This is a genomic window from Streptomyces sp. NPDC001606 (assembly GCF_053596835.1).
The window spans coordinates 1-20,171 of the sequence record NZ_JBSFHC010000036.1; the positions used below are offsets into that span (position 1 = coordinate 1).

The following is a 20,171-nucleotide window of genomic DNA, read 5'->3' on the forward strand; positions in this document are numbered from 1 at the left end:
CATTCCGAACCCGGAAGCTAAGCCTCACAGCGCCGATGGTACTGCAGGGGGGACCCTGTGGGAGAGTAGGACACCGCCGAACAATCATTGGGAAAACCCCCGCACCTTTGGTGCGGGGGTTTTCTGCATTTCAGCGCCGGCGACCCGATCAGAACAGGGCCGCCGGACATTACCGCTGTCCGGCGGCCGTCTGAAAAGGGCTCAGCCGGCGGTCAGTTCCGTCAGCTCCGTCAGCTCGGCCAGCGGCAGCGTGTGCTGCGTCTGGAGGACCTTCGCGCGCAGATAGCGGACGTTGTGGTCCGTGGTGAAGACGCCGGTCGGCACCCGGTCGCGGACCATGGTGCCCAGCGAGCGCAACTGCTCGGCCTTGTCAGGGTTGTTGGACAGCAGGTCCAGCTCGTCGATGCCGAGGGCGGCCAGCATCTGCGCGGCGGCCGTGTAGTCGCGGGCGTCCTCCGGCAGGCCGAGGGCGGCGTTCGCGGCGTAGGTGTCGAGGCCCTGGTCCTGAAGGGCGTACGCGTCGAGCTTGTTGTAGAGGCCGATGCCGCGGCCCTCCTGGCGGAGGTAGAGCAGCACTCCGCCGCGGTCGGCGATGCGCTCGACGGCCTCGCGCAGCTGGGGCCCGCAGTCGCAGCGGGCGGAGCCGAAGACGTCCCCGGTCAGGCACTCGGAGTGCAGCCGCACCAGCGGTACGGGGCCGGGCTCGCCGAGGACGACGGCGACATGCTCCTGGCCGTCGGTGAGGCCGTGGAAGGTGACCAGCTCGGCGTCGACGGCGTAACCGTCGTGGAAGCGCAGCGGTACCCGGACGCGGGCGCGCGGCGTGGCGGCAGGGAAGTCGGACATGCGGGTCCTCCGGGCACGGACATGTGCTTCAGATTTGAAGCAGCGTTACGCGGTGGACCCTATCCCATGCTTCAAACTTAAAGCAATCGGAATATCAGGAACAGGAGGAGCGGCGCCGCCAGGGGACGTCCTCCGCCCCGGGCTCGGCGTCGTCGCCCTGGAGGCCGCGGGTGATCCCGGTACAGATCGCCTCCAGCTGCCCCACCTGCTCCGGGGTGAGCCGGTCGAACAGTGTGGACCGCACGGTCTCGACGTGCCCGGGTGCCGTACGCTCCAGGACGGTCATCCCCTCGTCGGTCAGGACCGCGAGCTGGCTGCGCTTGTCCCAGCGGCAGTCCTCCCGGCGTACCAGCCCGTCCCGTTCCAGCCGGGTCACGGCGTAGGTCAGCCTGCTGCGGGTGATCTTCAGCCGTTCGGCGAGGTCGGTCATCCGCAGCCGGCGGTCGGGTACCTCGGACAGATAGGCCAGCACGGAGTAGAACAGGTGGGGCATGCCCGCGTCCTGCTGGAGCCGTCGGTCGATCGCGTCCTCGAGGAGGGTCTTCGCGGCGAGATACGCGCGCCACGCGCGCTGCTCCTCGGGGGTGAGCCAGCGGGTCGTCATGGTGCCAGTGTAAGTTTGTTTCAAACTTGAACCAAGAAGGTCTTGGTGGGGGAAAGTTCTCGCAGGGAGAGCGCGCCGATGTCGTACCCGTACGTGCTGTTGTCCGCCGCCGTCTCCCTGGACGGCTATCTGGACGACACCGGTCCCGACCGGCTGCTGCTGTCCAGCCCGGCCGACTTCGACCGGGTCGACGCGGTACGGGCCTCCGTGGACGCCATTCTGATCGGCGCCGGCACCATCCGCGCCGACAATCCGCGCCTGCTGGTGAACTCCGCCGAGCGGCGCGCGGCCCGGGTCGCGGCGGGTCGGCCGGAGTACCCGCTGAAGGTGACCGTCACCGCCTCCGGCGATCTCGACCCGGGGGCGAACTTCTGGCACACCGGTGGCGACAAGGTCGTCTACACCACCGACCGGGGCGCCGAGCGGGCCGCCGGCCTCCTCGGCGGCACGGCCGAGGTCGTCGCGCTCGGCCCCGGCCTCGACTGGCGGCTGCTGCTGGAGCACCTGTACGAGGTGCGCGGTGTGCGGCGGCTGATGGTCGAGGGCGGCGGTCAGGTGCACACCCAGCTGCTCCAGCAGGGTCTCGCCGACGAACTCCAGCTGGTCCTCGCCCCGCTCTTCGTCGGTGACCCGGCGGCCCCGCGGCTGTTCGGCCCCGGCGGCTATCAGCCGGGCCGGCTGCGGCTCACCGAGACGCGCCGGATCGAGGACGTCGTCCTCATGCGGTACGAGCCCACCGCCCCCGGCACCGGTGCGGCCGCCACCGCCGCCGACCGGCACTGGCTGCGCACCGCCTGTGAGCTGGCCGCCCAGTGTCCGCCCTCGGAGACCGCGTTCAGCGTGGGCGCGGTGGTGGTCGCCGCGGACGGCACCGAGCTGGCCCGTGGCCACTCCCGGGAGGGCGGCGACGCGGTGGTCCACGCGGAGGAGGCGGCGCTGGCGAAGCTGGATCCGGCCGATCCGCGGCTGCCCGGTGCCACGGTCTACAGCAGCCTGGAGCCCTGTGCGCGGCGGGCGTCGCGGCCGGCGCCCTGTGCGGAGCTGATCCTCGGGGCGGGGGTGCGCCGGGTGGTCACCGCCTGGCGGGAGCCGGACACCTTCGTGGCGGCGGCCGACGGGGCCGGGCTGCTCGGTGCGGGGGGAGTGGAGGTCGTGGTCGTCCCCGAGCTGGAGGCGGTCGCCAAGGCGCCGAACTTTCATCTGTTGGCCGGCTGACTCCCGGCCGCTCGCCCCGCTGAAACAGGTCGGCGCCCCTGCGGGGGCGCCCTGTGGGCCGTACACGCTCCGGGAAACACTCAGGGCCGGAAACCATTGCTGATTTCCGGCCCTGAGTTTCAGTAGCGGGGACAGGATTTGAACCTGCGACCTCTGGGTTATGAGCCCAGCGAGCTACCGAGCTGCTCCACCCCGCGTCGTTGTGACTTCAGTGTACGTCATCCGTGGGGTCCCGCGCGAATCGGTTTACGGCGGGTCCGTCGGGTGGGCTCATCCGGTCGGCCCACCGGGGTCGCCCGGCCCTGCCGGGCCCGCAAATCTGGAGGTACGTCGGACATGCGGGAGAGACACGGTGCGCCCTGGTGAGGTGGAGGAGAGCCCGTACGCCAGGGCGGGCGGCCGGCTCCCCGGCGACCCGGTGCCCGAGCCGGGCCACGGCGACCGGCCCGTCCCCGTGCGCCCTTCCCCGCTCGCGCCGCGCCGTCCGAGCGCCCGCGCCCTGGCCCGGGGCCTGCCCGCCCTGCTGATCTTCTGCGGAGTCCTCTACGGTCTGCTGACGCCGAGGGACTTCACCGCCGTCCCCTTCTTCACCGCCGCCGCGCTGATCGCGGCCCCGCTCAGTTCGCTGCGCAGCACCGCGCTGACCGGCCTCGCGGCGCTCGCCGCCACCTACGCCGTGCATGCGCAGGGCGGTGCCCGTCCGGCCGTGGCCACGGTCACCGATCTGGTCACCGTGGCCAGCGTCGCCGTGCTGGCCGGCGCCATCAACCGGGTCGTCCGCCTGGGGGACCGGCGGCTGGCCTCCGCCCGGGAGATCGCCGAGGCCGCCCAGCGGGCCGTACTGCCGGAGCCCGCGGCGCGGATCGGCGGTTTCCGGATCGCCGCCCGTTACGAGGCGGCCCGGCAGGACGCGTCCATCGGCGGCGACCTGTACGCGGTGCAGGACAGCCCGTACGGCGTCCGGCTGATCGTCGGGGATGTGCGGGGCAAGGGGCTGGGTGCCGTCGCTGCGGTCGCCGTGGTGATCGGCGCGTTCCGGGAGGCGGCCGAGCAGGAGGCCACGCTGGAGGAGGTGGCGCAGCGGCTGGAGCGGGCGCTGGCCCGTGAGGGCGCCCGGCGGGACGGTATCGACGCCTTCGAGGGGTTCACCACCGCCGTACTGGCCGAACTTCCGCACGGCGAGGGGCTCGTCCGGGTCGTCAACCGCGGCCATCCGCCGCCGCTGCTGCTGTACGCCGACGGCGCGGTGCGCACACTGGCCGGGCCCGAGCCCGCGCTGCCGCTCGGCATGGGCGATCTCGGGCAGTGGCCGGACCGGGTGCTGGAGGCGGCCTTTCCGGGCGGGGCCACCCTGCTGCTCTACACCGACGGGCTGTCCGAGGCCCGGGACGCCCACGGCCGGTTCTACGACCCCGAGCGGCGGCTCGCCGGCCGTACCTTCGCCGGTCCGGGCGCGCTGCTCGGGCGGCTCGCGGACGAGGTGCGCAGGCACTCCGGGGGCGGGATGGCGGATGACATGGCGCTGCTCGCCGTACGGCACCCCTGAGGGTCTCCCCGCAGGGGGCCTCACGGTGAGTGACCGGGCGACTCCGTGCGCATAACATCTGAGTCACCATCAAAAACGCTGTGACTCCTGAACGGTGGCCGAGCTGCCGTCAACTCGCCCGGTTTGCAGGTCTTGTGACCCTTAAGTGCCGGCATAAAAGGTTAACGATCAAGCTGGACGGGCTTGGAAAGTAACCGCAAGGTCTATTAACGTTCGATAACGCAGCGCGGTCGTCCCAGCCGTCACAAGAGGCGGCTCCGTGCGCACGCGCCGAATCCCGTAAGGGAACCGGGGAACCACCACCTTGGGGTGAATCACGCGGACACCGTCGTGGACTTGCTGAGCGGACTCGGCCCACGATCGGTTTACGCGCGTAGGAGACCTTCCTGCTCCGAACCCGTCAGCTAACCCGGTAGGCGGAGGAAGGAAAGGAGCGCGCCCGCGTGGCGTCCAACCGGCCTGCCCCAGAAGCCCCGTTCATACCCGCTCAGCGCGAGACGGACACCTTCGGATACGGCTCCCCCGCCGCCGAGGACGGCCCCTGGGAGGAGTGGAACCCCACTGCGGAGTCCGTCGCTCCGGTCCGCGGCCGGCACCGCGTCGCCAAGCAGCGCGGCGGCTTCGCGCGCAGCTCCACCGTCCTCGGTGTCGGTGTGATGGCCGCCGTCGGCGCGGGCGGCATGGCCAGCGCCAACCCCGGCAAGGTGCCGGTCTCCGTCTCCATGCCGGACCTGGACTCCGTCGAGCACCTCTTCGGCGGCGACTCCGCCGACGCCCCCAAGGACGCCACCGGCACGCTCGGCAACGTCGGTGTGGCCTCGGCCGAGGCCGGGCAGAGCGGTGGCGCGGGCGAGGCCCTGCGCAACCGGATCATGGCCCAGGCCGAGCAGCAGAAGGGGCAGGCCGACAGCAAGGCCACCATCGCCGCGCTCGCCGCCTCCGAGAAGCAGACCGCCGCCGCGGCCGCCAAGGCCGAGCAGGCCGCCGCCGCCAAGGCCGCCGCCGCCAAGCAGAAGGCGGAGGCCGACGCCAAGAAGGAGGCCGAGGCCAAGCGCCTGGCCGAGCTGGCCAAGCAGTACTCGCTGCCGGTCGTGTCCTACACGATCACCGGCACCTTCGGGCAGCCCGGCTCCATGTGGTCCTCCGGCTACCACACCGGCCTGGACTTCGCCGCCCCCACCGGCACCCTCATCAAGTCGGTGCACGCCGGCAAGGTCACCGAGGCGGGCTGGGCCGGTGCCTACGGCTACCGCACGGTCATCACCCTCGACGACGGCACCCAGCTCTGGTACTGCCACCAGTCCTCGATCAACGTCTCGGTCGGCCAGCAGGTGAACACCGGCGACGTCATCGGCCGCGTCGGCGCGACCGGCAACGTCACCGGCCCGCACCTGCACCTGGAGGTCCACCCGGACGGCCAGCCCACCGCCATCGACCCCATGGCCTGGCTGCGCGACAAGGGCCTCAACCCCTGACAGGCCCGGCTTTCCGGGTGAACACGGCGCCGGCGGAGGAATGAGCTTCCTCCCGCCGGCGTTGGTATTGATCATGACTTCACTGCGCACACTCGGCTCTTCCGACCTCGAGGTCTTCCCGCTCGCCCTCGGCGGCAACGTCTTCGGCTGGACCGCCGACGAGGACACCTCCTTCGCCGTCCTCGACGCCTACACGGCCGCCGGCGGCAACTTCATCGACACCGCGGACGTCTACTCGGCCTGGGCCGAGGGCAACAAGGGCGGCGAGTCGGAGACGATCATCGGCGCGTGGCTGAAGGCCCGCGGCAACCGCGACAACGTCGTCATCGCCACCAAGGTCAGTCAGCACCCCGAGTTCCAGGGCCTGTCCGCGGCCACCATCAAGGCCGCCGCCGACGCCTCCCTGCGCCGTCTCGGCACCGACTACATCGACCTGTACTACACCCACTACGACCAGCCCGAGGTGCCGGTCGAGGAGATCATCGGCGCCCTGGACGAGCTGGTGAAGGCGGGCAAGGTCCGGCACATCGCCGCCTCCAACATCGGCGCCGAGCGCCTTCAGGCCTCCCTGGACTTCTCCGCCCGCGAGGGCCTGGCCCGCTATGTCGCCGTCCAGCCCCACTACAACCTGGTCTCCCGCGACACCTACGAGGGTGACCTCCAGGACCTCGCCGCCCGCGAGGGCCTGTCCGCGGTCCCGTACTACGCCCTCGCCTCCGGCTTCCTGACCGGCAAGTACCGCCCCGGTGCGACGGTCGACAGCGCCCGCGCCGGAGCCGCCGCGAAGCACCTGGAGTCCGAGCGCGGCCGGCGGGTCCTCGCCGCCCTCGACGAGGTCGCCGCCGCCCATGAGGCCCCGGTCGCCACGGTCGCCCTGGCCTGGCTCGCCGCCCAGCCGACGGTGGCGGCCCCCATCGCCTCGGCCCGTACGGTGTCCCAGCTGCCGGCCCTGACGGAGGTGGCGGACCTGACCCTGACGAAGGAGCAGCTCACGACGCTGACCGAGGCGTCGGCCTGATCCCGGGCGCTCCGGTGTGACCCGGCGGTGCCGATCCCGGCCCCTAGGGCCTCTCTTTCGGATCTTGCCGGCGTCGCGGGCTGAAGGCGCCGGCGCCGCAGCCGACCTGATCCGAAAGAAAGGCCCTAGATCCGGTAGGGGTTGTATGCGGGATACCCGGCGTACCCGGCGTACCCGGGGTGTGCGGGGTTCGGTGCCGCCGGGTGTGCGTACGGCGGCCAGTACGCCGGGGCCGGGGCGATGGCCCGGGCCGCGTACTCGAGCGCGGGACGCGCCGTCTCCCTGCGGCGCCACAGCTCCTCCAGCACCTCCCGCTCCCGTACGACGAAGTCGGCCCCGGCCCGGCCCCGGCGCCCCCGGCGCCGCAGTGACGCCAGCGAGGTGGCGTACGTCTCGTACTCCGCCACCGCCCGGGCGGCCGGGCGCCCGGCGTGGTGCCGGGCGTAGTCCCGGGCCATCCGCCGCGCCCGCATCGAACCGAGCGCGAACGGCTCGCCCGGGCCCAGCCACCCCGCCGACACATACGCCGGCAGCTCCTCCCGCACGACCCGCAGCTCCCGCTGCCGCGTCCAGATCGACAGCCAGGCCAGCAGGGCGAACACGGGCACCATGAAGCCGCCGTACACGCCGAAGAAGCCGTACGGCCCGAAGGTGGAGGAGCCGTTCCACAGGGCGTGCATGCTCATCGCGAGCAGCAGCCCGCCGAGCGGCACCAGGGTGCGCCGGGCCCGCTGCCGCTCCCCGGACAGCGCGGCGACGCCGAAGCCGAGCCCGGTGAGGGTGGTGAACAGGGGGTGCGCGAACGGGGACATCACGATGCGCACGAAGAAGGTCGCGGCGGTGACGGAGGCGATGCCGCGGTCGCCGGTGAGCTGGTCGGTCCCGAAGGCCGTACCGAGGTAGAGGATGTTCTCGGTGAACGCGAACCCGGTCGCGGTGGTCCCGGCTATCACCACGCCGTCCACGATCCCGGTGAAGTCGCGTCTGCGGAAGAGGAAGACCAGCAGCACGGCCGCGGCTTTCGCGGACTCCTCGACGATCGGCGCTATCACCGTCGCGCCGAGGGTGTCGGCGCCGGCCGGGTCGGCGGTGGCGGTGGCTATCCAGTGGGTCGCGAAGCTGTTGGCGACGATGGCTATCAGCGCCGCCGCGCAGGCCCCCCAGGCGAAGGCGAAGACCTGGTTCCGCCAGGGGCCGGGCTCGACCCGGTCCAGCCAGCGGAAGGCGGATATGAGCCAGGGCACGGGCAGCACGGCCAGCCCGAGCCCGACCAGGAACCCTTCCGTGCCGGTCTGCCGGCGCACCAGCGCGAGAATCACCAGCCCGGACAGCGCGAGCAGCGTGATCAGTGCTCCGTACCGCACCCACCGGTGCTGCCACCAGCGCGGATGGCGCAAGGTGCCGCCGCCGGGGCTGAGGGGGTAGGTCGGGTACGGGGGACTGGTGGCCACGGGCATCGACCCTAACGACGGCGGGACGAGGGGCCGGCGCGTTTCCGCCCCTGCTTGCTGGACTTATCCGTCCTGGCCGTGCGGTACGCGCCGGAACAGCAGATCGTTCACCACATGACCCTTGTCCAGCCCCTGCCCCTCGAAACGGGTCAGCGGCCGGAATGCGGGCCGGGGCGCGAAACCGCCGTCCGCCTGCGTGTTCTCGAAGGCCGGGTGGGCGCTGAGCACCTCGAGCATCTGCTCGGCGTACGGCTCCCAGTCGGTCGCGCAGTGCACGATCGCGCCGGGCTTCAGCCGCTCGGCGGCGAGCGTCAGGAACTCGGGCTGGATCAGCCGGCGCTTGTGGTGCCGCTTCTTGGGCCACGGGTCCGGGAAGTACACGCGCAGCCCGTCGAGGGAGTCGGGCCGGAGCATCTCGCGGAGCAGGATGATCGCGTCCCCGTTGCCCACCCGGACGTTGGACAGCCCGTTCTGGTCGGCGAGGTTCAGCAGGTTGCCCTGGCCCGGGGTGTGCACGTCGATGGCGAGGATGTTGGTGTCCGGGTCGGCGGCGGCCATCTGCGCGGTGGCCTCGCCCATCCCGAACCCGATCTCCAGCACGACCGGCCTGTCGTTGCCGAACAGCTCGGCGAGGTCGATGATCCGCTGTCCGTCGATGTCCAGCCCCCACTGGGGCCACAGCCGCTGGAGGGCGTCGGCCTGCCCGGCCGTCACCCGGCTGCGCCGCGGCTGGAAGCTGCGGATCCGCCGCTCGAAGTGCGAGCCGGCGGGGTCGGCCTTGGGCCCGTCGGGAAACCGCGGCTCGCCCTTGGCCCGGGTGTGCCGGATGGAGTCGCCGGGGGCGTGGGCGGCCGACGAGGGGGCTTCGGGGACGTTCAGGGAGTCAGACACAGTGCTTCCGATTTTACGGCGCGCGGGGAGCGCCTCCCGGCGGCCGGTCGCGTGGCCGGAGCGGTCGGGTGCGTGGACGGAGCGGCCGGGTCCGGGCGGGGAATGGTCGGGTCCGTGCAGCGCGCGGCCGGGTCGGTGCGGGGCGCGGCCGGTTCCGTGCGCGTACGGCACTACAGCGAGCCGAGCATCGACAGCGCCCGGCGTCCGACCTCTCTGCCGATCGGCAGGGAAGCGGTGGCGGCCGGGGACGGGGCGTTCAGCACATGCACGGCGCGGCTCCCCTCGCGGATGAGGAAGTCGTCCACCAGCGTGCCGTCCCGCAGCACCGCCTGGGCGCGCACTCCCGCGGGCGCCCGCACCAGGTCGTCCCGCCCGACCGCCGGCAGCAGTCTGCGCACCGCCTCCAGGAAGGCTCTCCTGGACACCGACCGGTGCAGCTCACCCGCTCCGTACCGCCAGTGCTGCCGGGCGATCACCCAGGAGCCCGGCCAGGCCACGGTCCCGGCCAGCTCGCGGGGGCGGACGACCCCCCAGCCGTACCCCTCCCGGGCCAGTGCGGGGACCGCGTTGGGGCCGATGTGCACGCCGCCGTCGATGCCCCGGGTCAGATGCACCCCGAGGAACGGGAACGCCGGGTCCGGCACCGGATAGACCAGGCCGCGCACCAGCTCGGGCCGGGCCAGCTCGTAGTACTCCCCGCGGAACGGCACGATGCGCACCCCGGGGTCGTCCCCGGTCAGCCGGGCGAGCCGGTCGCAGTGCAGCCCGGCGCAGTTCACCAGCACGCGCGCGCGGACGACGTCACCGGCGGCGGTGCGCACGGCCACGCCCCGCTCCGGCCGGCGGTCCACCTGGACGACCTCGGCGCCGTACCGGATCTCGGCGCCCGAGGCGGCCGCGAGATGGCGGGCGACCTCGACGTAGTCGCAGATGCCGGTGGTGCCGACGTGTATGGCGGCCAGGCCGCGCACCTCCGGTTCGTACTCGGAGATCTGGGCGGGGCCCAGTTCGCGGACCGGGATGCCGTTCTCCCGGCCGCGCTGCACGAGGGCGTGCAGCCGGGGCAGCTCCTCGCGCTCGGTGGCGACGATCAGCTTGCCGGTGACGGCGTGCGCGATGCCGTACTCGGCGCAGAACTTCACCATCTCGGCGGCGCCGCGCACCGCGTACCGCGCCTTGAGGGAGCCGGGGCGGTAGTAGATCCCGCTGTGGATGACCCCGCTGTTGCGCCCCGTCTGGTGCCGGGCCGGTCCCGGCTCCTTCTCCAGTACGGTCACCCGCGTGCCCGGCGCGGCACGCGTGATCGCATACGCCGTCGACAGACCGACGATCCCGCCCCCGACCACGAGCACATCACCGTCGTACGCCCCGACCCGCACCGAGCACCACCTCCACCCTCGATAGTGCACTGCGCCACTGACAACGCCTTCAAACGCCTTCGAGCAGCGGGACCGCGCGGCGGCGGGGGGCGGGTGCGGAGGCCGCCTACGCCGGTGTCATCAGCAGCGGCCGGGCCCGCTCCCGCAGCTCCACCACCCGGGGCTCGTCCCCGTACGGCTCCAGCCGGTGCAGGAGATCCTTCACGTACTCGGTGGTCCGTGCCGAGGAGATCCGCCCGGCCACCTCCACGGCCCGCACTCCCTGCTCGCAGGCCGCGTCGAGGTTGCCGGACTCCAGCTCGGCGACGGCCGACACCACCAGGCGCAGCCCGTGCGAGCGCACGAACTCCTCCGTGGGCTTGGACAGCGCCTGCTCGGTGAAGCGCCGCACCTGCCGCGGCGCCTTCAGGTCGCGGTAGCACTCGGCGGCATCGGCGGCGAACCGGTCGTAGCCGTAGAAGCCGAGCCAGGAGGGGTCGTTGTCGCCTTCCCGGGAGCGCTCCAGCCATCCCTCGGCGGCCTTGAGTGCCGCGCCCGCGGCCTGTGCGTCTCCCGCGCGCGCGTGTGCCCGTGCCTCGACCAGCCGGAAGAAGCTCATCGTGCGGGCCGTCGCCAGTCCCCGGTTGCGTTCCAGCGCGGCCTGGGCCAGGTCGACGCCCTCGTCGCCGAAGCCCCGGTAGGTCGCCTGGAGCGACATGGAGGCGAGGACGTACCCGCCGAGCGGGACGTCGGCCGCCGCGCGCGCGAGGCGCAGCGCCTGGATGTAGTAGCGCTGGGCCGCCTCCTGCTGGCCGGTGTCGAAGGCCATCCACCCGGCCAGCCGGGTGAGTTCCGCGGTGGCGCCGAACAGGGCGCGGCCGACCTCGTCGGAGTAGGCGCCGAGGAGCAGGGGTGCCGCCTCCACGCGCAGGCACTCCGGCACCATGGACGAACGCCAGTCGCCGCCTCCGTACTTGGAGTCCCAGCGCCTGGCGTCCTCGGCGGCCTCCCGCAGTTTGCGCACATCACTGTGGCCGACTTTGATCGGTGCGCCGGAGCCTTCGGCGGTGTCCGCCTCCCGTGCGACCGAGCTGTCGGCGGGGGTTATCAGCCATCGTGAGGCAGGCGTTGCGTATGCGCTCACTGCGAACGATCCGGCGAGCGACTGCCAGATGCCGCCGGACCCGGCCCGGCGGCCGGCGAGGTCGAGACGGTACAGCTCGGTCGCCGACCGCACCGCCTGTCCTACGTCTCTGGGGAAGGCGAGGCCCACTTCGGGCGCGGGATCCGCGTCCGCCAGGCCGATCTCGTGGAGCGGCACCGGCCGGCCGAGCTTCTGGCCGATGGCGGCGGCGATGAGGTGCGGTGCCGCGCCCTGGGGCACCATCCCCTTCGACACCCAGCGCGCCACGGAGGTCTTGTCGTAGCGAAGAGTCAACCCGCGTTGCGCGCCGAGGTCGTTGACGCGTCGCGCGAGGCCTGCGTTGCTGATTCCCGCGAGGGCGAGAACGGCGCCGAGCTTTTCGTTCGGCCCGCGTTGCTCCCTGGACATGCGCCACCCCTCGACACAGACGGCTGCCGCGCTGGCATAACCACGCGGCATTCGTAAACCCAGCGTAGTTCGCCGCATCCCAAGCGTTAAGGGGCATTGTTCCGGATGGCGGGATTGTGGTCCGTACGGCAGTGCGGTCCTGTACGCACCGTGCACGGTCTGTCGCCGCGTGCCCCCGGCCGTGTGGCCGTGCGCCCGTCCGTGCGCTCTTCTCCGGCCATCGGGGGAGCGGTTCCATGGGTCCTGCGTGGGTCGGCCCGCTGTACTGGATCCAGTGGGCTGGGGGACACCGCCACCTTCATCCCCGCGGGTGGCGGACCGGTCCGGGAGGCGATGCCCGCCTCCCGGACTGTGCGCGTATCGGCGCCGCCGCGCGCTCCGCAGGCCTGTACGGAGCGTGCTCAAATCCGCGCCGACTCTTACGATTTGGCTGAAAATCGACCCTGGTGCTCCACGGTCGTACACGCCTCTCACCACGCAACTTGAGGGCGCACGGGGCGTTCTGGGGGAGCGTATAGGGGGCGCGTTCGTGTCGCCCCGCCGGGTGCCGCCGCTCCGCGGCCGCACCGCGCGCGCGTCAACCTCCTTTGACCTTCCGCACGTGAGGCGGTGTCACCGCCCCTCCGGGGCGCGCCCTTCGTGGCAGCATGGGGTCCTGTTCGTACGGTGCAGGGGTTGTCCACAGGCTGTGGAGGCGTCGATGCGGTGGTTGGTGGGTTGGAGCAGCACCGCCCCGGGCGTCGCCGGGACCGGCTCCGCGGGCGCCCTCGGCTACGACGGCGAGACCCTGCACCCGGTCGGCTCCCAACTCCTGTGGGGCGACCCGGATCCGCTGTGGGCCGTCGGCGACTGGCGCCCGGACGAGGTGCGGGTGGTGCAGGCCGACGCGGACAACCGGATCGCCGTCCTCGGCATCTGCGGCGCCTCGGACGAGGAGCTGCGGCGGGCGCTGTTCACCGCGCGCGGGGGCGCACTGCGCCATCTGACCTGCTGGCCGGGCAGTTACACGGCCGTCGTCCGGGTGGGCCGTCGCATCACCGTCTGCGGTGACCTCGCGGGTGCGCGCCCGGTGTTCCACACCCCCTGGGCCGGCGGCACGGCCTACGCCACCGCCGCGCTGCCGCTCGCCGACCTCGTGGAGGCCAACCTCGACTTCGGTCATCTGGCCGCGCTGCTCGCCGCCCCCGATGTGCCCGCCGCGCTGCGCGACACCACCCCGTACGAGGGCGTACGCCGCGTTCCGCCGGGGCATGCGCTGGTGCTGCGCGCCGGGGTGCGCGAGATCACCGGGTACGAGCCGGTCGCCTCGCTCGCCGTGGCCGCGCCCCCGGCCGATCCCGACCGCGCGGTGGACGCCGTACGGGACGCCCTCGTGGAGGCCGTCCGCACCCGGCTGGCCGCGCCCCGGCACGTGCCCGACCTCGACCCCGGCCCGGTGCCCGGCATGGGGCCCGCCGAGCGGCGCGCCCGGCGGGGCATGCCGGTGCCCGGCATCGGCGCCGACCTGTCCGGCGGACCGGCCTCCGGCACCCTCGCCCTGCTCGCCGCGGGCCTTCCCGGCAGACCCGGCATGCTCGTCGGGCAGGGCACCGGCGCGGGCGAACGCCTCCTCGCCGTCACCTTCAACGACCTCGCCGTCAGCGGCCGCGAGGCCGAACTGGAACGCGCCGGCGCCCTCGCCGCGGGCCCCCGCCTGCACCACGTGGTGGTCACCGGCGGCGAGGAGAGCCTGCCGTACGCCGACCTGGACGGCCCGCTCACCGACGAACCGGGCCCCTCGCTGGTGCAGGCCGCCCGGCACCGGGCCCGGTTCGCCGCGGGCAGCGCCGACCACTTCATCGGCCATGGCGCCCGCCAGGTCCTGGACGCCCACCCCGCCCGGCTCGCCGACCTCCTGATGGACCGCAGACGGCGCGATCTGGTCCGGCCGGTCGCCGCACTCGCCCGCGCCGACGGCTCGGTGATGGTCCCCGCGCGCGTGTACGGCGCGGCCCGCCGGCTGGCCCGTACGCCCTACCGCGCGGGCCTGGAGTTCCTGGCCGAGCGGCTGATGCGGCGCCGCTTCGACGAGCCCAAGGGGGCGGTCGGCGCGTCCCTCGCCGCGCTGACCTGGGCCAGACCCGGGCCGGCGGCCCGCTGGCTGACGGGTGAGGCACTGGCTGAAGTATCGGTTCTGCTCCAGGCGGCGGCGGAGGGCTCCGCCGCGGGCCCCGACCGCCGCCCCGGTGACCACCGCGCGCGTGCGGCGCTCGCCCGGTACGCCGCCGACCTGCGCATCCTGGAACAGGCCGCCGAGATCCGCTCCCAGCGCCTGCACGCGCCCTTCCTCGACAACCAGGTCGTCCGGGCCTGCCGCGCCCTGCCCGAGTCCCTGCGCGTCCAGCCCGGCGCCCGGGCCGCCGTCCTCCGCACGGTCCTGGAGGGCGCCGGCGTCACCGACCTCCCGCCCGGCTGGGGCGCGCCCTCGCACGCCTCGGCGGCGGCGGCCGCGCGCGCGGGCCTGCGCGTGTCCGCCGACCCGCTGCTGGACCTGTTCGCCACCCCGCTGCTCGCCGACGCGGGCCTGGTCGAGGCCCGCGTCGTCCGCAAGGCCGTCCGCGCGGCGGCCGCCGGCGAACCCCTCCCCCTGGACGGCCTCGCCGACCTCGTCTCCCTCGAACTCTGGCTCCGCCGCCTCCTCGCCCGCCGCGGCACCTGCTGGACGGGCACCCCGTCCCGCGCGCGGGCGGTGCCGTCGGGAATCCAGCGGCGCAGGGGGGTTCTGGCGCCGGGAGGTTAGTGCAGCCTCCTGTGGATCGCCGGGGCCCCTGTGCTCCGGTCGGCCCCCGCCGACCCACACACCCCGTGCCCCCGGGCCGCGCGGGCCACAATGATCGGGTGCGGTACAGAATCCTGGGCGTGACCCAGGCAGTGGACGAGCAGGGCGCCCTCATACCCGTCGGTGGCCCGCGCCTGCGCGCGCTGCTCACCGCGCTCGCCCTGCGTCCCGCCCGCACCGCGACCGCCGAAACCCTCATCGACGAGGTCTGGCCGGCCGATCCGCCGCAGGACGCCCCCGCCGCCCTCCAGGCCCTCGTCGGGCGCCTGCGCCGCGCCCTCGGCCGACACGCCGTCACCTCCGCCCCGGGCGGCTACCGCCTGGAGGCCACCGAGGACGACATCGACCTGTACGTCTTCGAACGCCTCGCCCACACCGGCACCAGAGCCCTCTCCGACGGCGACCCGGCAACCGCCCACCGCGCGCTCACCGAGGCCCTCGCGCTCTGGCACGGCCCGGCCCTCGCAGACCTCCCCGACCGCACCGCCGCCGCCCGCCCCGAAGCCCTCCGCGCGGAGGCGGTCCGCGCCCGCGCCGCCGCCGCGCTCGACCTCGGCCGCGCCCAGGACGTCGTACCGGAACTGACCGAACTGACCGCCGCGCACCCCTACGACGAGCCGCTGCACGCCCTCCTCATCCGCGCCCTGCGGGACACCGCCCGGCCCGCCGACGCGCTCGCCGTCTACGAGTCCGTCCGCCGCACCCTCGCCGACTCCCTCGGCACCGACCCGGGCCCGGAACTCAGGGCGCTGCACGCGGCGTTGCTGAAACAGGAGGAGCCGGTCCCCCAGGCACCGCGGCCGGCGGCGAAGGTGCCGGCCCCCGCCCGGCCGCCCGAGCGCACCGGCAACCTGCGTCCCCGGCTTACCTCTTTCGTGGGGCGGGAACCGGAGCTGGAGGCCATTCGTTCGGATGTGCACAGGGCCCGCCTGGTCACCCTCACCGGACCGGGCGGCTCCGGAAAGACCCGCCTCGCCGAGGAGGCCGCCGCCACCCTGACCCCGGCATGGCTGGTCGAGCTGGCCCCGCTCGACCACCCGGAGGCGGTGCCCGGCGCGGTGGTCAGCGCGCTCGGTCTGCGCGAGACCGTGCTGCTGAGCACCGACCTGGCAGCCCCGCAGGACGACCCCGTCGCCCTGCTGATCGAGCACTGCGCCGCACGCAGCCAGCTCCTGATCCTTGACAACTGCGAGCATGTCATCGGCGCGGCCGCCGCCCTCGCCGAGACCCTCCTCACCCACTGCCCCGGGCTCACGATCCTCGCGACCAGCCGTGAACCCCTGGGCGTCCCCGGTGAGTCGGTGCGCCCGGTCGAGCCCCTTGTCCCGGAGCAGGCGCACCGGCTGTTCGCCGAGCGCGCGCGGGCCGTCCGTCCGGACGCCGACGCGGTGCTCGCCGACACCGAGGCCGTCGCGGAGATCTGCCGCCGCCTGGACGGGCTGCCGCTCGCCATCGAGCTGGCCGCGGCCCGGCTCCGGCTGCTGACCCCGCGGCAGATCGCCGACCGGCTCGACGACCGCTTCCGCCTGCTCACCTCCGGCAGCCGCACGGTCCTGCCCCGCCAGCAGACCCTGCGCGCGGTCGTCGACTGGTCCTGGGACCTGCTGGACGAACGCGAACGCACCATGCTGCGCGAGATCTCCGTGTTCGCCGGCGGCTTCGACCTGGCGGCCGCCGAGGCCGTGTGCACCGGCCCGGCGGCCGACCTGATCGGCGCCCTCGTGGACAAGTCCCTCGTCGTGGCCGCCCCCTACGGCCCCGACCGCCCCGGCACCGGCCGGCCGGACGGCATGCGCTACCGCCTGCTGGAGACCATCCACGAGTACGCCGACGAGCGCGCCGCCGAGATCCCCGGACTGCGCGCCGCCGCGGAGCTTCGGCACCGCGCGTGGGTGCGCGCCCTGGTCGAGGAGGCCGAGCCGCGGCTGCGCTCCGCGGACCAGCTGCCCTGGATCTCCCGCCTGGAGGCCGAGCTGGACAACATCCGGGCGGCCGTCGACCGGGCCGTGCGCGGCGGTGACGAGGCGCAGGCGGCCGCCATCGTCGTGGCCATGGGCTGGTTCTGGTGGCTGCGCAACTACCGCCGGGAGGCGCTGTCCTGGGTGCGTCTGGTGCTGCGCCTGGGCGTGGCCCTGGACACCCTGGAGGCCCGGGGCACCCCGGCGGGCCGGGCCTCCGAGCTGGAACTGAGCGCACTGGTGGAGTCGGCCGACCCGGTGGGCGCCCTGCTCGCCACCCCCCAGGGCGCGGAGGAGCGGCATCCCCGGCACGAAGCGCGCATGGACCTGCGGATGCTCGACCTGTTCCTCAGCTTCGAGTCCGACGAGGAGAGCCTCGCCGCCGACGAGCGCGCCCGGGCGTACGTCGCCCGGGTCCGCGCCGCCTACGAGCACGGCGGCCCGCAGGCCGCCCGGCTCCCCGGCATCATCTGGCCGCTGACCGCCTACCACCTGGCCGGCACCGTGGAAACCGGCCCCGACATGGCCGCGGCCGTCGCCAACTGCCGTGCCCACGGTGGCGAGTGGGAGATCGGCGTCGCCCTGATGTACCGCACCCATGTGGTCGTGGACTCCCCGGGCAACCTCGCGGGCGTGGACGAGGACCTGGCCGAGCTGCGCCGGCTCAGCCGACGGGTCGGGGACCGCTGGATGCGCGCCCAGGTGTGCAGCGCGGCCGGCGAGGCGGCCATGGCGCGCGGCCGCTTCGAGGAGGCACGCGGGGAGTACGAGGAGGGCCTCCGGCTCGCCTACGAGGTCGGCGCGTACGCCGAGTCCCCGTTCCTGCTGGCGCGGCTCGCCGAGATCGCCCACCGCTCCGGCGACCGCGAGGCGGCACTCGCCGCGCTGGACGAGGCGAACACGGCCGCCGAGCAGTACGGAGTGGCAGAGGCCCGCTCCTTCGTCCTGCTGCTGCGCGCCTCCATCGCCCTGGACGACGGGGACACCGCCCGCGCCCGCGAGCTGTACGAGGCGACCCGCGCGCTGGTCGGCGGCGGCATCACCGCACCGCCGCAGTTCACGGCCTTCCTGCGGACGGTCGAGGCGCTGCTGGTGGCCGAGGAGCGCGGCCCGGAACACGCCCTGCCGATCCTGGCCGACGCGCTGGACCAGGCGGTGGAGCAGCGGTGCGCCGAGTCGATCACCGGAGGGCTCGTGGACACCGGGGCCTGGCTGCTGGCCCGGCTCGGCGACCTGCCGGGCGCGGTCCAGCTGTACGAGGCCTCGGACCGCTGGCGTGCCGGCCGGCCCCGGCCCGAGCCGGAGCGCGGCAGGGCCCGGCGGGTGTTCGCCGACGCCCGCGCGGTGCTGCCGGCCGGCCGGTACGAGGCCGAGCGGGCCCGGGGTGCCGGCTTCGACGTGGCGGACGTGCTGCGCGAGCTGCGCGCGGGGACGCCGTCCGCCGACGCCACCGGGACGCCCGCTACCGGCAGGTGAACCGGGACTGCGCCCAGTCCGCCACCGCCACCGCGTCGATGAGGTTGCTGTGCGGTTCGGTCACCAGGCGTACGGTCCGGCGCCCGGTGAGGTCCACATGGACGGGTACGGCCCGGTCGTGGCCCTTGACCATGCCGGACTGCCACAGCCGTACCCCGTCGGCCCAGACCGAGAAGGAGACCTTGCCGAGGCCGAGGGTCATGTCGTCGATGCCGGCCAGCGCGTCATAGGCGGTGCACTGCCGGTTGAGGGCGATGGTCACGGAGGAATCGCCGTGCACGGTGGCCCCGCGCGCGTACCGGGTGCCGTCGATCGACAGGCCGTAGCGCTGCCACACCCAGCTGCTCTCGCCCAGCACGATCTCGGGCCGGGTTCCGTCGCCGGTGGCGTCGTAGTTCAGGTCGCTCACCTCGTAGACGACGGGTGCCGGCGGTGGCGTGGGGGTGGGCGTCGGGGTCGGGGTGGGCGTGGGCGTGGGCGTGGGCGTGGGTGTGGGCGTCGGGCGGGGCTTCGGCGCCGGGGCCCGGGGCGGCGTGGGAGAGGGAGTGGGCGTGGGCGTGCGGGACGGCGTGGGTGTGGGCTCGGCGGGCAGGGCCACCGGTTCCGGCGTGGGCTTCGCCGGGGTGGGTGTGGGGGTGGGTGTCGCGGGCCGGACGATCGGTGCGGGCGGCGAGGGCTTGGCAATCTCCTTGGGTGGGTGGCTGTCGTTCACCAGGGCGAGCGCCACCGCGGCGGCGGCCACCGCGACCACCCCGGCCGCGATCCCCGCCTTCACCGGCGCGCCGAGCCCCTCGGAGACCGCGGCACCGCCCGCGCCGCCCGCCCCGCCGGACGATCCGCCGGCCGCGGCGGCGGCACCGGCCGCACCCGCCCCGGCGCTGCCGGCCACGATCCCGAGGGCCTTGGCGTATCCGGCGGCCCCGAACCAGCCGATGACCGCGACCGGGACGACACCGGGGATACCGCTCGCGACCTCTTCGATCTGCGCGGCCGCGAGCCGGCACCGGGCGCACTCCTCCAGGTGCTTGCGCAGCCCCCGCTCGGCGCGGATACGGAGTTTGCGGCGGGCGTAGGTGCCGAGCTGGTCGGCGTAGCGGGCGCACTCCTCGTCGCCGGTGAGGGCGGCGCTGACATGGGCCTGGAGATAGGCCTGCTTCAGGCCCTCGCGGGCGCGGCTGGCGAGCACGCGTGTTCCGTTGGCGTCCAGCCCGAACAGCACGGCCACCTCGCTCGGCGACTCGTCCTCGACCTCGGTGTGCCACAGCACGGCCTGCCAGCGTTCGGGCAGCGAGCGGAAGGCCTGCATGGCCATGGACTGCTCGGCCTCGTGCAGGGCGCGGACATCGGCGCCCAGGTCCAGGGTGTCGCCGTCGGCCGTCTCGGCGGAGCGCGCGGACTGCTGGGCGAACACGGCGAAGTCGTCGACGAGCTGCTCGCGCCGCGCCGACTTGGTCCAGTGCGCGGCGACCCGCCGTACCGACGTCAGCAGGTAGGCGCGTACGGCGTGCTCGGGGCCGGCGCCGCCGCGCACGGCCTGCAACATCCGCGCGAAGACCTCGGCCGTCAGGTCGTCGGCGGTGTGCCCGTCCCGGCAGCAGGTGCGCGCGTAGCGCCGTACGGCGTCGGCGTGCCGGCGGTACAGCTCCGCGTAGGCGGAGTCGTCGCCGCCGCGCATCCGCTCGATCAGCTCGCCGTCGGCGGGCGGCATCTCCCGCGGCGGCGGCAGCACGCTTCCCTCGCGCTGGGCGGGCACACTCTCGCCGGCGCGGCCGCCCTGACCCGGCACCTTGGGCGCACTCGGCCCGACCGGCTGCGCGTCGCCGCCGTCACCGCGTGACCCGTCCCAACCGTCAGCGCTCATCGCGGAAAGCCCCCGACACCGGCCCAGCCCAACCCCTACCCGGCTCAGGGTGCCACATGGGGCTTTCGGCCAAGGGGCCCTCGGCACCGCATCCACTCATCC

Annotated in this window: 13 protein-coding genes, 1 tRNA gene, 1 rRNA gene and 1 riboswitch; of the genes, 7 read left to right on the plus strand and 8 right to left on the minus strand. The window is 74.0% G+C overall.

What is annotated here, in order from left to right; all coding sequences use genetic code 11:
• A 5S ribosomal RNA gene (rrf, locus tag ACWCV9_RS36680) occupies positions 1 to 82 on the plus strand; the annotation flags it as partial.
• 119 nt (positions 83 to 201) lie between these two features.
• On the opposite strand, the gene ACWCV9_RS36685 is transcribed toward rrf, so the two are convergent.
• Positions 202 to 846 carry a GTP cyclohydrolase II gene (locus ACWCV9_RS36685; RefSeq protein ID WP_450793244.1) on the minus strand — a complete coding sequence of 215 codons (645 nt, stop codon included), beginning with the start codon at positions 844 to 846 and terminating at the stop codon, positions 202 to 204.
• 94 nt (positions 847 to 940) lie between these two features.
• On the minus strand, positions 941 to 1,450 hold the full coding sequence (locus ACWCV9_RS36690) for a MarR family winged helix-turn-helix transcriptional regulator (RefSeq protein WP_450793246.1): 510 nt from the start codon (positions 1,448 to 1,450) through the stop codon (positions 941 to 943).
• A gap of 78 nt (positions 1,451 to 1,528) precedes the next feature.
• On the opposite strand from ACWCV9_RS36690, the gene ACWCV9_RS36695 reads away from it, so the two are divergent.
• Positions 1,529 to 2,665, plus strand: coding sequence for a dihydrofolate reductase family protein (locus ACWCV9_RS36695; RefSeq protein ID WP_450793248.1), 1,137 nt, complete (start codon positions 1,529 to 1,531; stop codon positions 2,663 to 2,665).
• A 123-nt stretch (positions 2,666 to 2,788) separates the two neighbouring features.
• On the opposite strand, the gene ACWCV9_RS36700 is transcribed toward ACWCV9_RS36695, so the two are convergent.
• Positions 2,789 to 2,862: transfer RNA gene (locus tag ACWCV9_RS36700), tRNA-Met, on the minus strand.
• A 155-nt stretch (positions 2,863 to 3,017) separates the two neighbouring features.
• Here ACWCV9_RS36700 and ACWCV9_RS36705 point away from each other — a divergent pair.
• The 3 genes from ACWCV9_RS36705 (at position 3,018) to ACWCV9_RS36715 (ending at position 6,704) form a co-directional block, all read left to right on the plus strand.
• Positions 3,018 to 4,211 carry a PP2C family protein-serine/threonine phosphatase gene (locus ACWCV9_RS36705; RefSeq protein WP_450793250.1) on the plus strand — a complete coding sequence of 398 codons (1,194 nt, stop codon included), beginning with the start codon at positions 3,018 to 3,020 and terminating at the stop codon, positions 4,209 to 4,211.
• 258 nt (positions 4,212 to 4,469) lie between these two features.
• Positions 4,470 to 4,645: riboswitch (cyclic di-AMP (ydaO/yuaA leader) on the plus strand.
• Positions 4,646 to 4,654: 9 nt separating this feature from the next.
• The gene (locus ACWCV9_RS36710) at positions 4,655 to 5,686 is read left to right on the plus strand and encodes a M23 family metallopeptidase (protein WP_450793252.1); all 1,032 of its coding nucleotides are present in this window, start codon (positions 4,655 to 4,657) and stop codon (positions 5,684 to 5,686) included.
• Between the two features lie 73 nt (positions 5,687 to 5,759).
• On the plus strand, positions 5,760 to 6,704 hold the full coding sequence (locus ACWCV9_RS36715; protein WP_450793254.1) for an aldo/keto reductase: 945 nt from the start codon (positions 5,760 to 5,762) through the stop codon (positions 6,702 to 6,704).
• A gap of 125 nt (positions 6,705 to 6,829) precedes the next feature.
• Here ACWCV9_RS36715 and ACWCV9_RS36720 read toward each other — a convergent pair whose 3' ends face one another.
• From ACWCV9_RS36720 to ACWCV9_RS36735, 4 genes are all read right to left on the minus strand, one after another.
• A complete protein-coding gene (locus ACWCV9_RS36720; RefSeq protein WP_450793256.1) occupies positions 6,830 to 8,155 on the minus strand; it encodes a PrsW family intramembrane metalloprotease in 1,326 nt (441 codons plus the stop codon).
• Between the two features lie 63 nt (positions 8,156 to 8,218).
• Positions 8,219 to 9,046: a tRNA (guanosine(46)-N7)-methyltransferase TrmB gene (gene trmB, locus ACWCV9_RS36725; protein ID WP_450793258.1), complete on the minus strand. Its 828-nt coding sequence runs from the start codon at positions 9,044 to 9,046 to the stop codon at positions 8,219 to 8,221.
• A gap of 170 nt (positions 9,047 to 9,216) precedes the next feature.
• A complete protein-coding gene (lhgO, locus tag ACWCV9_RS36730; protein WP_450793260.1) occupies positions 9,217 to 10,425 on the minus strand; it encodes an L-2-hydroxyglutarate oxidase in 1,209 nt (402 codons plus the stop codon).
• A gap of 106 nt (positions 10,426 to 10,531) precedes the next feature.
• Positions 10,532 to 11,956, minus strand: coding sequence for an MFS transporter (locus ACWCV9_RS36735; RefSeq protein WP_450793262.1), 1,425 nt, complete (start codon positions 11,954 to 11,956; stop codon positions 10,532 to 10,534).
• A 700-nt stretch (positions 11,957 to 12,656) separates the two neighbouring features.
• Between ACWCV9_RS36735 and ACWCV9_RS36740 the strand changes: the two genes are divergently transcribed.
• Positions 12,657 to 14,735: an asparagine synthase-related protein gene (locus tag ACWCV9_RS36740; RefSeq protein ID WP_450793264.1), complete on the plus strand. Its 2,079-nt coding sequence runs from the start codon at positions 12,657 to 12,659 to the stop codon at positions 14,733 to 14,735.
• 98 nt (positions 14,736 to 14,833) lie between these two features.
• Positions 14,834 to 18,208 carry a BTAD domain-containing putative transcriptional regulator gene (locus ACWCV9_RS36745; protein ID WP_450793266.1) on the plus strand — a complete coding sequence of 1,125 codons (3,375 nt, stop codon included), beginning with the start codon at positions 14,834 to 14,836 and terminating at the stop codon, positions 18,206 to 18,208.
• Here the strand turns inward: ACWCV9_RS36745 and ACWCV9_RS36750 are convergent.
• Positions 18,195 to 20,069, minus strand: a complete 1,875-nt coding sequence (locus ACWCV9_RS36750; RefSeq protein WP_450793268.1) for a sigma-70 family RNA polymerase sigma factor — start codon at positions 20,067 to 20,069, stop codon at positions 18,195 to 18,197. The two genes, ACWCV9_RS36745 and ACWCV9_RS36750, sit on opposite strands and share 14 nt — an antisense overlap.
• Between the last annotated feature and the right edge of the window lie 102 nt (positions 20,070 to 20,171).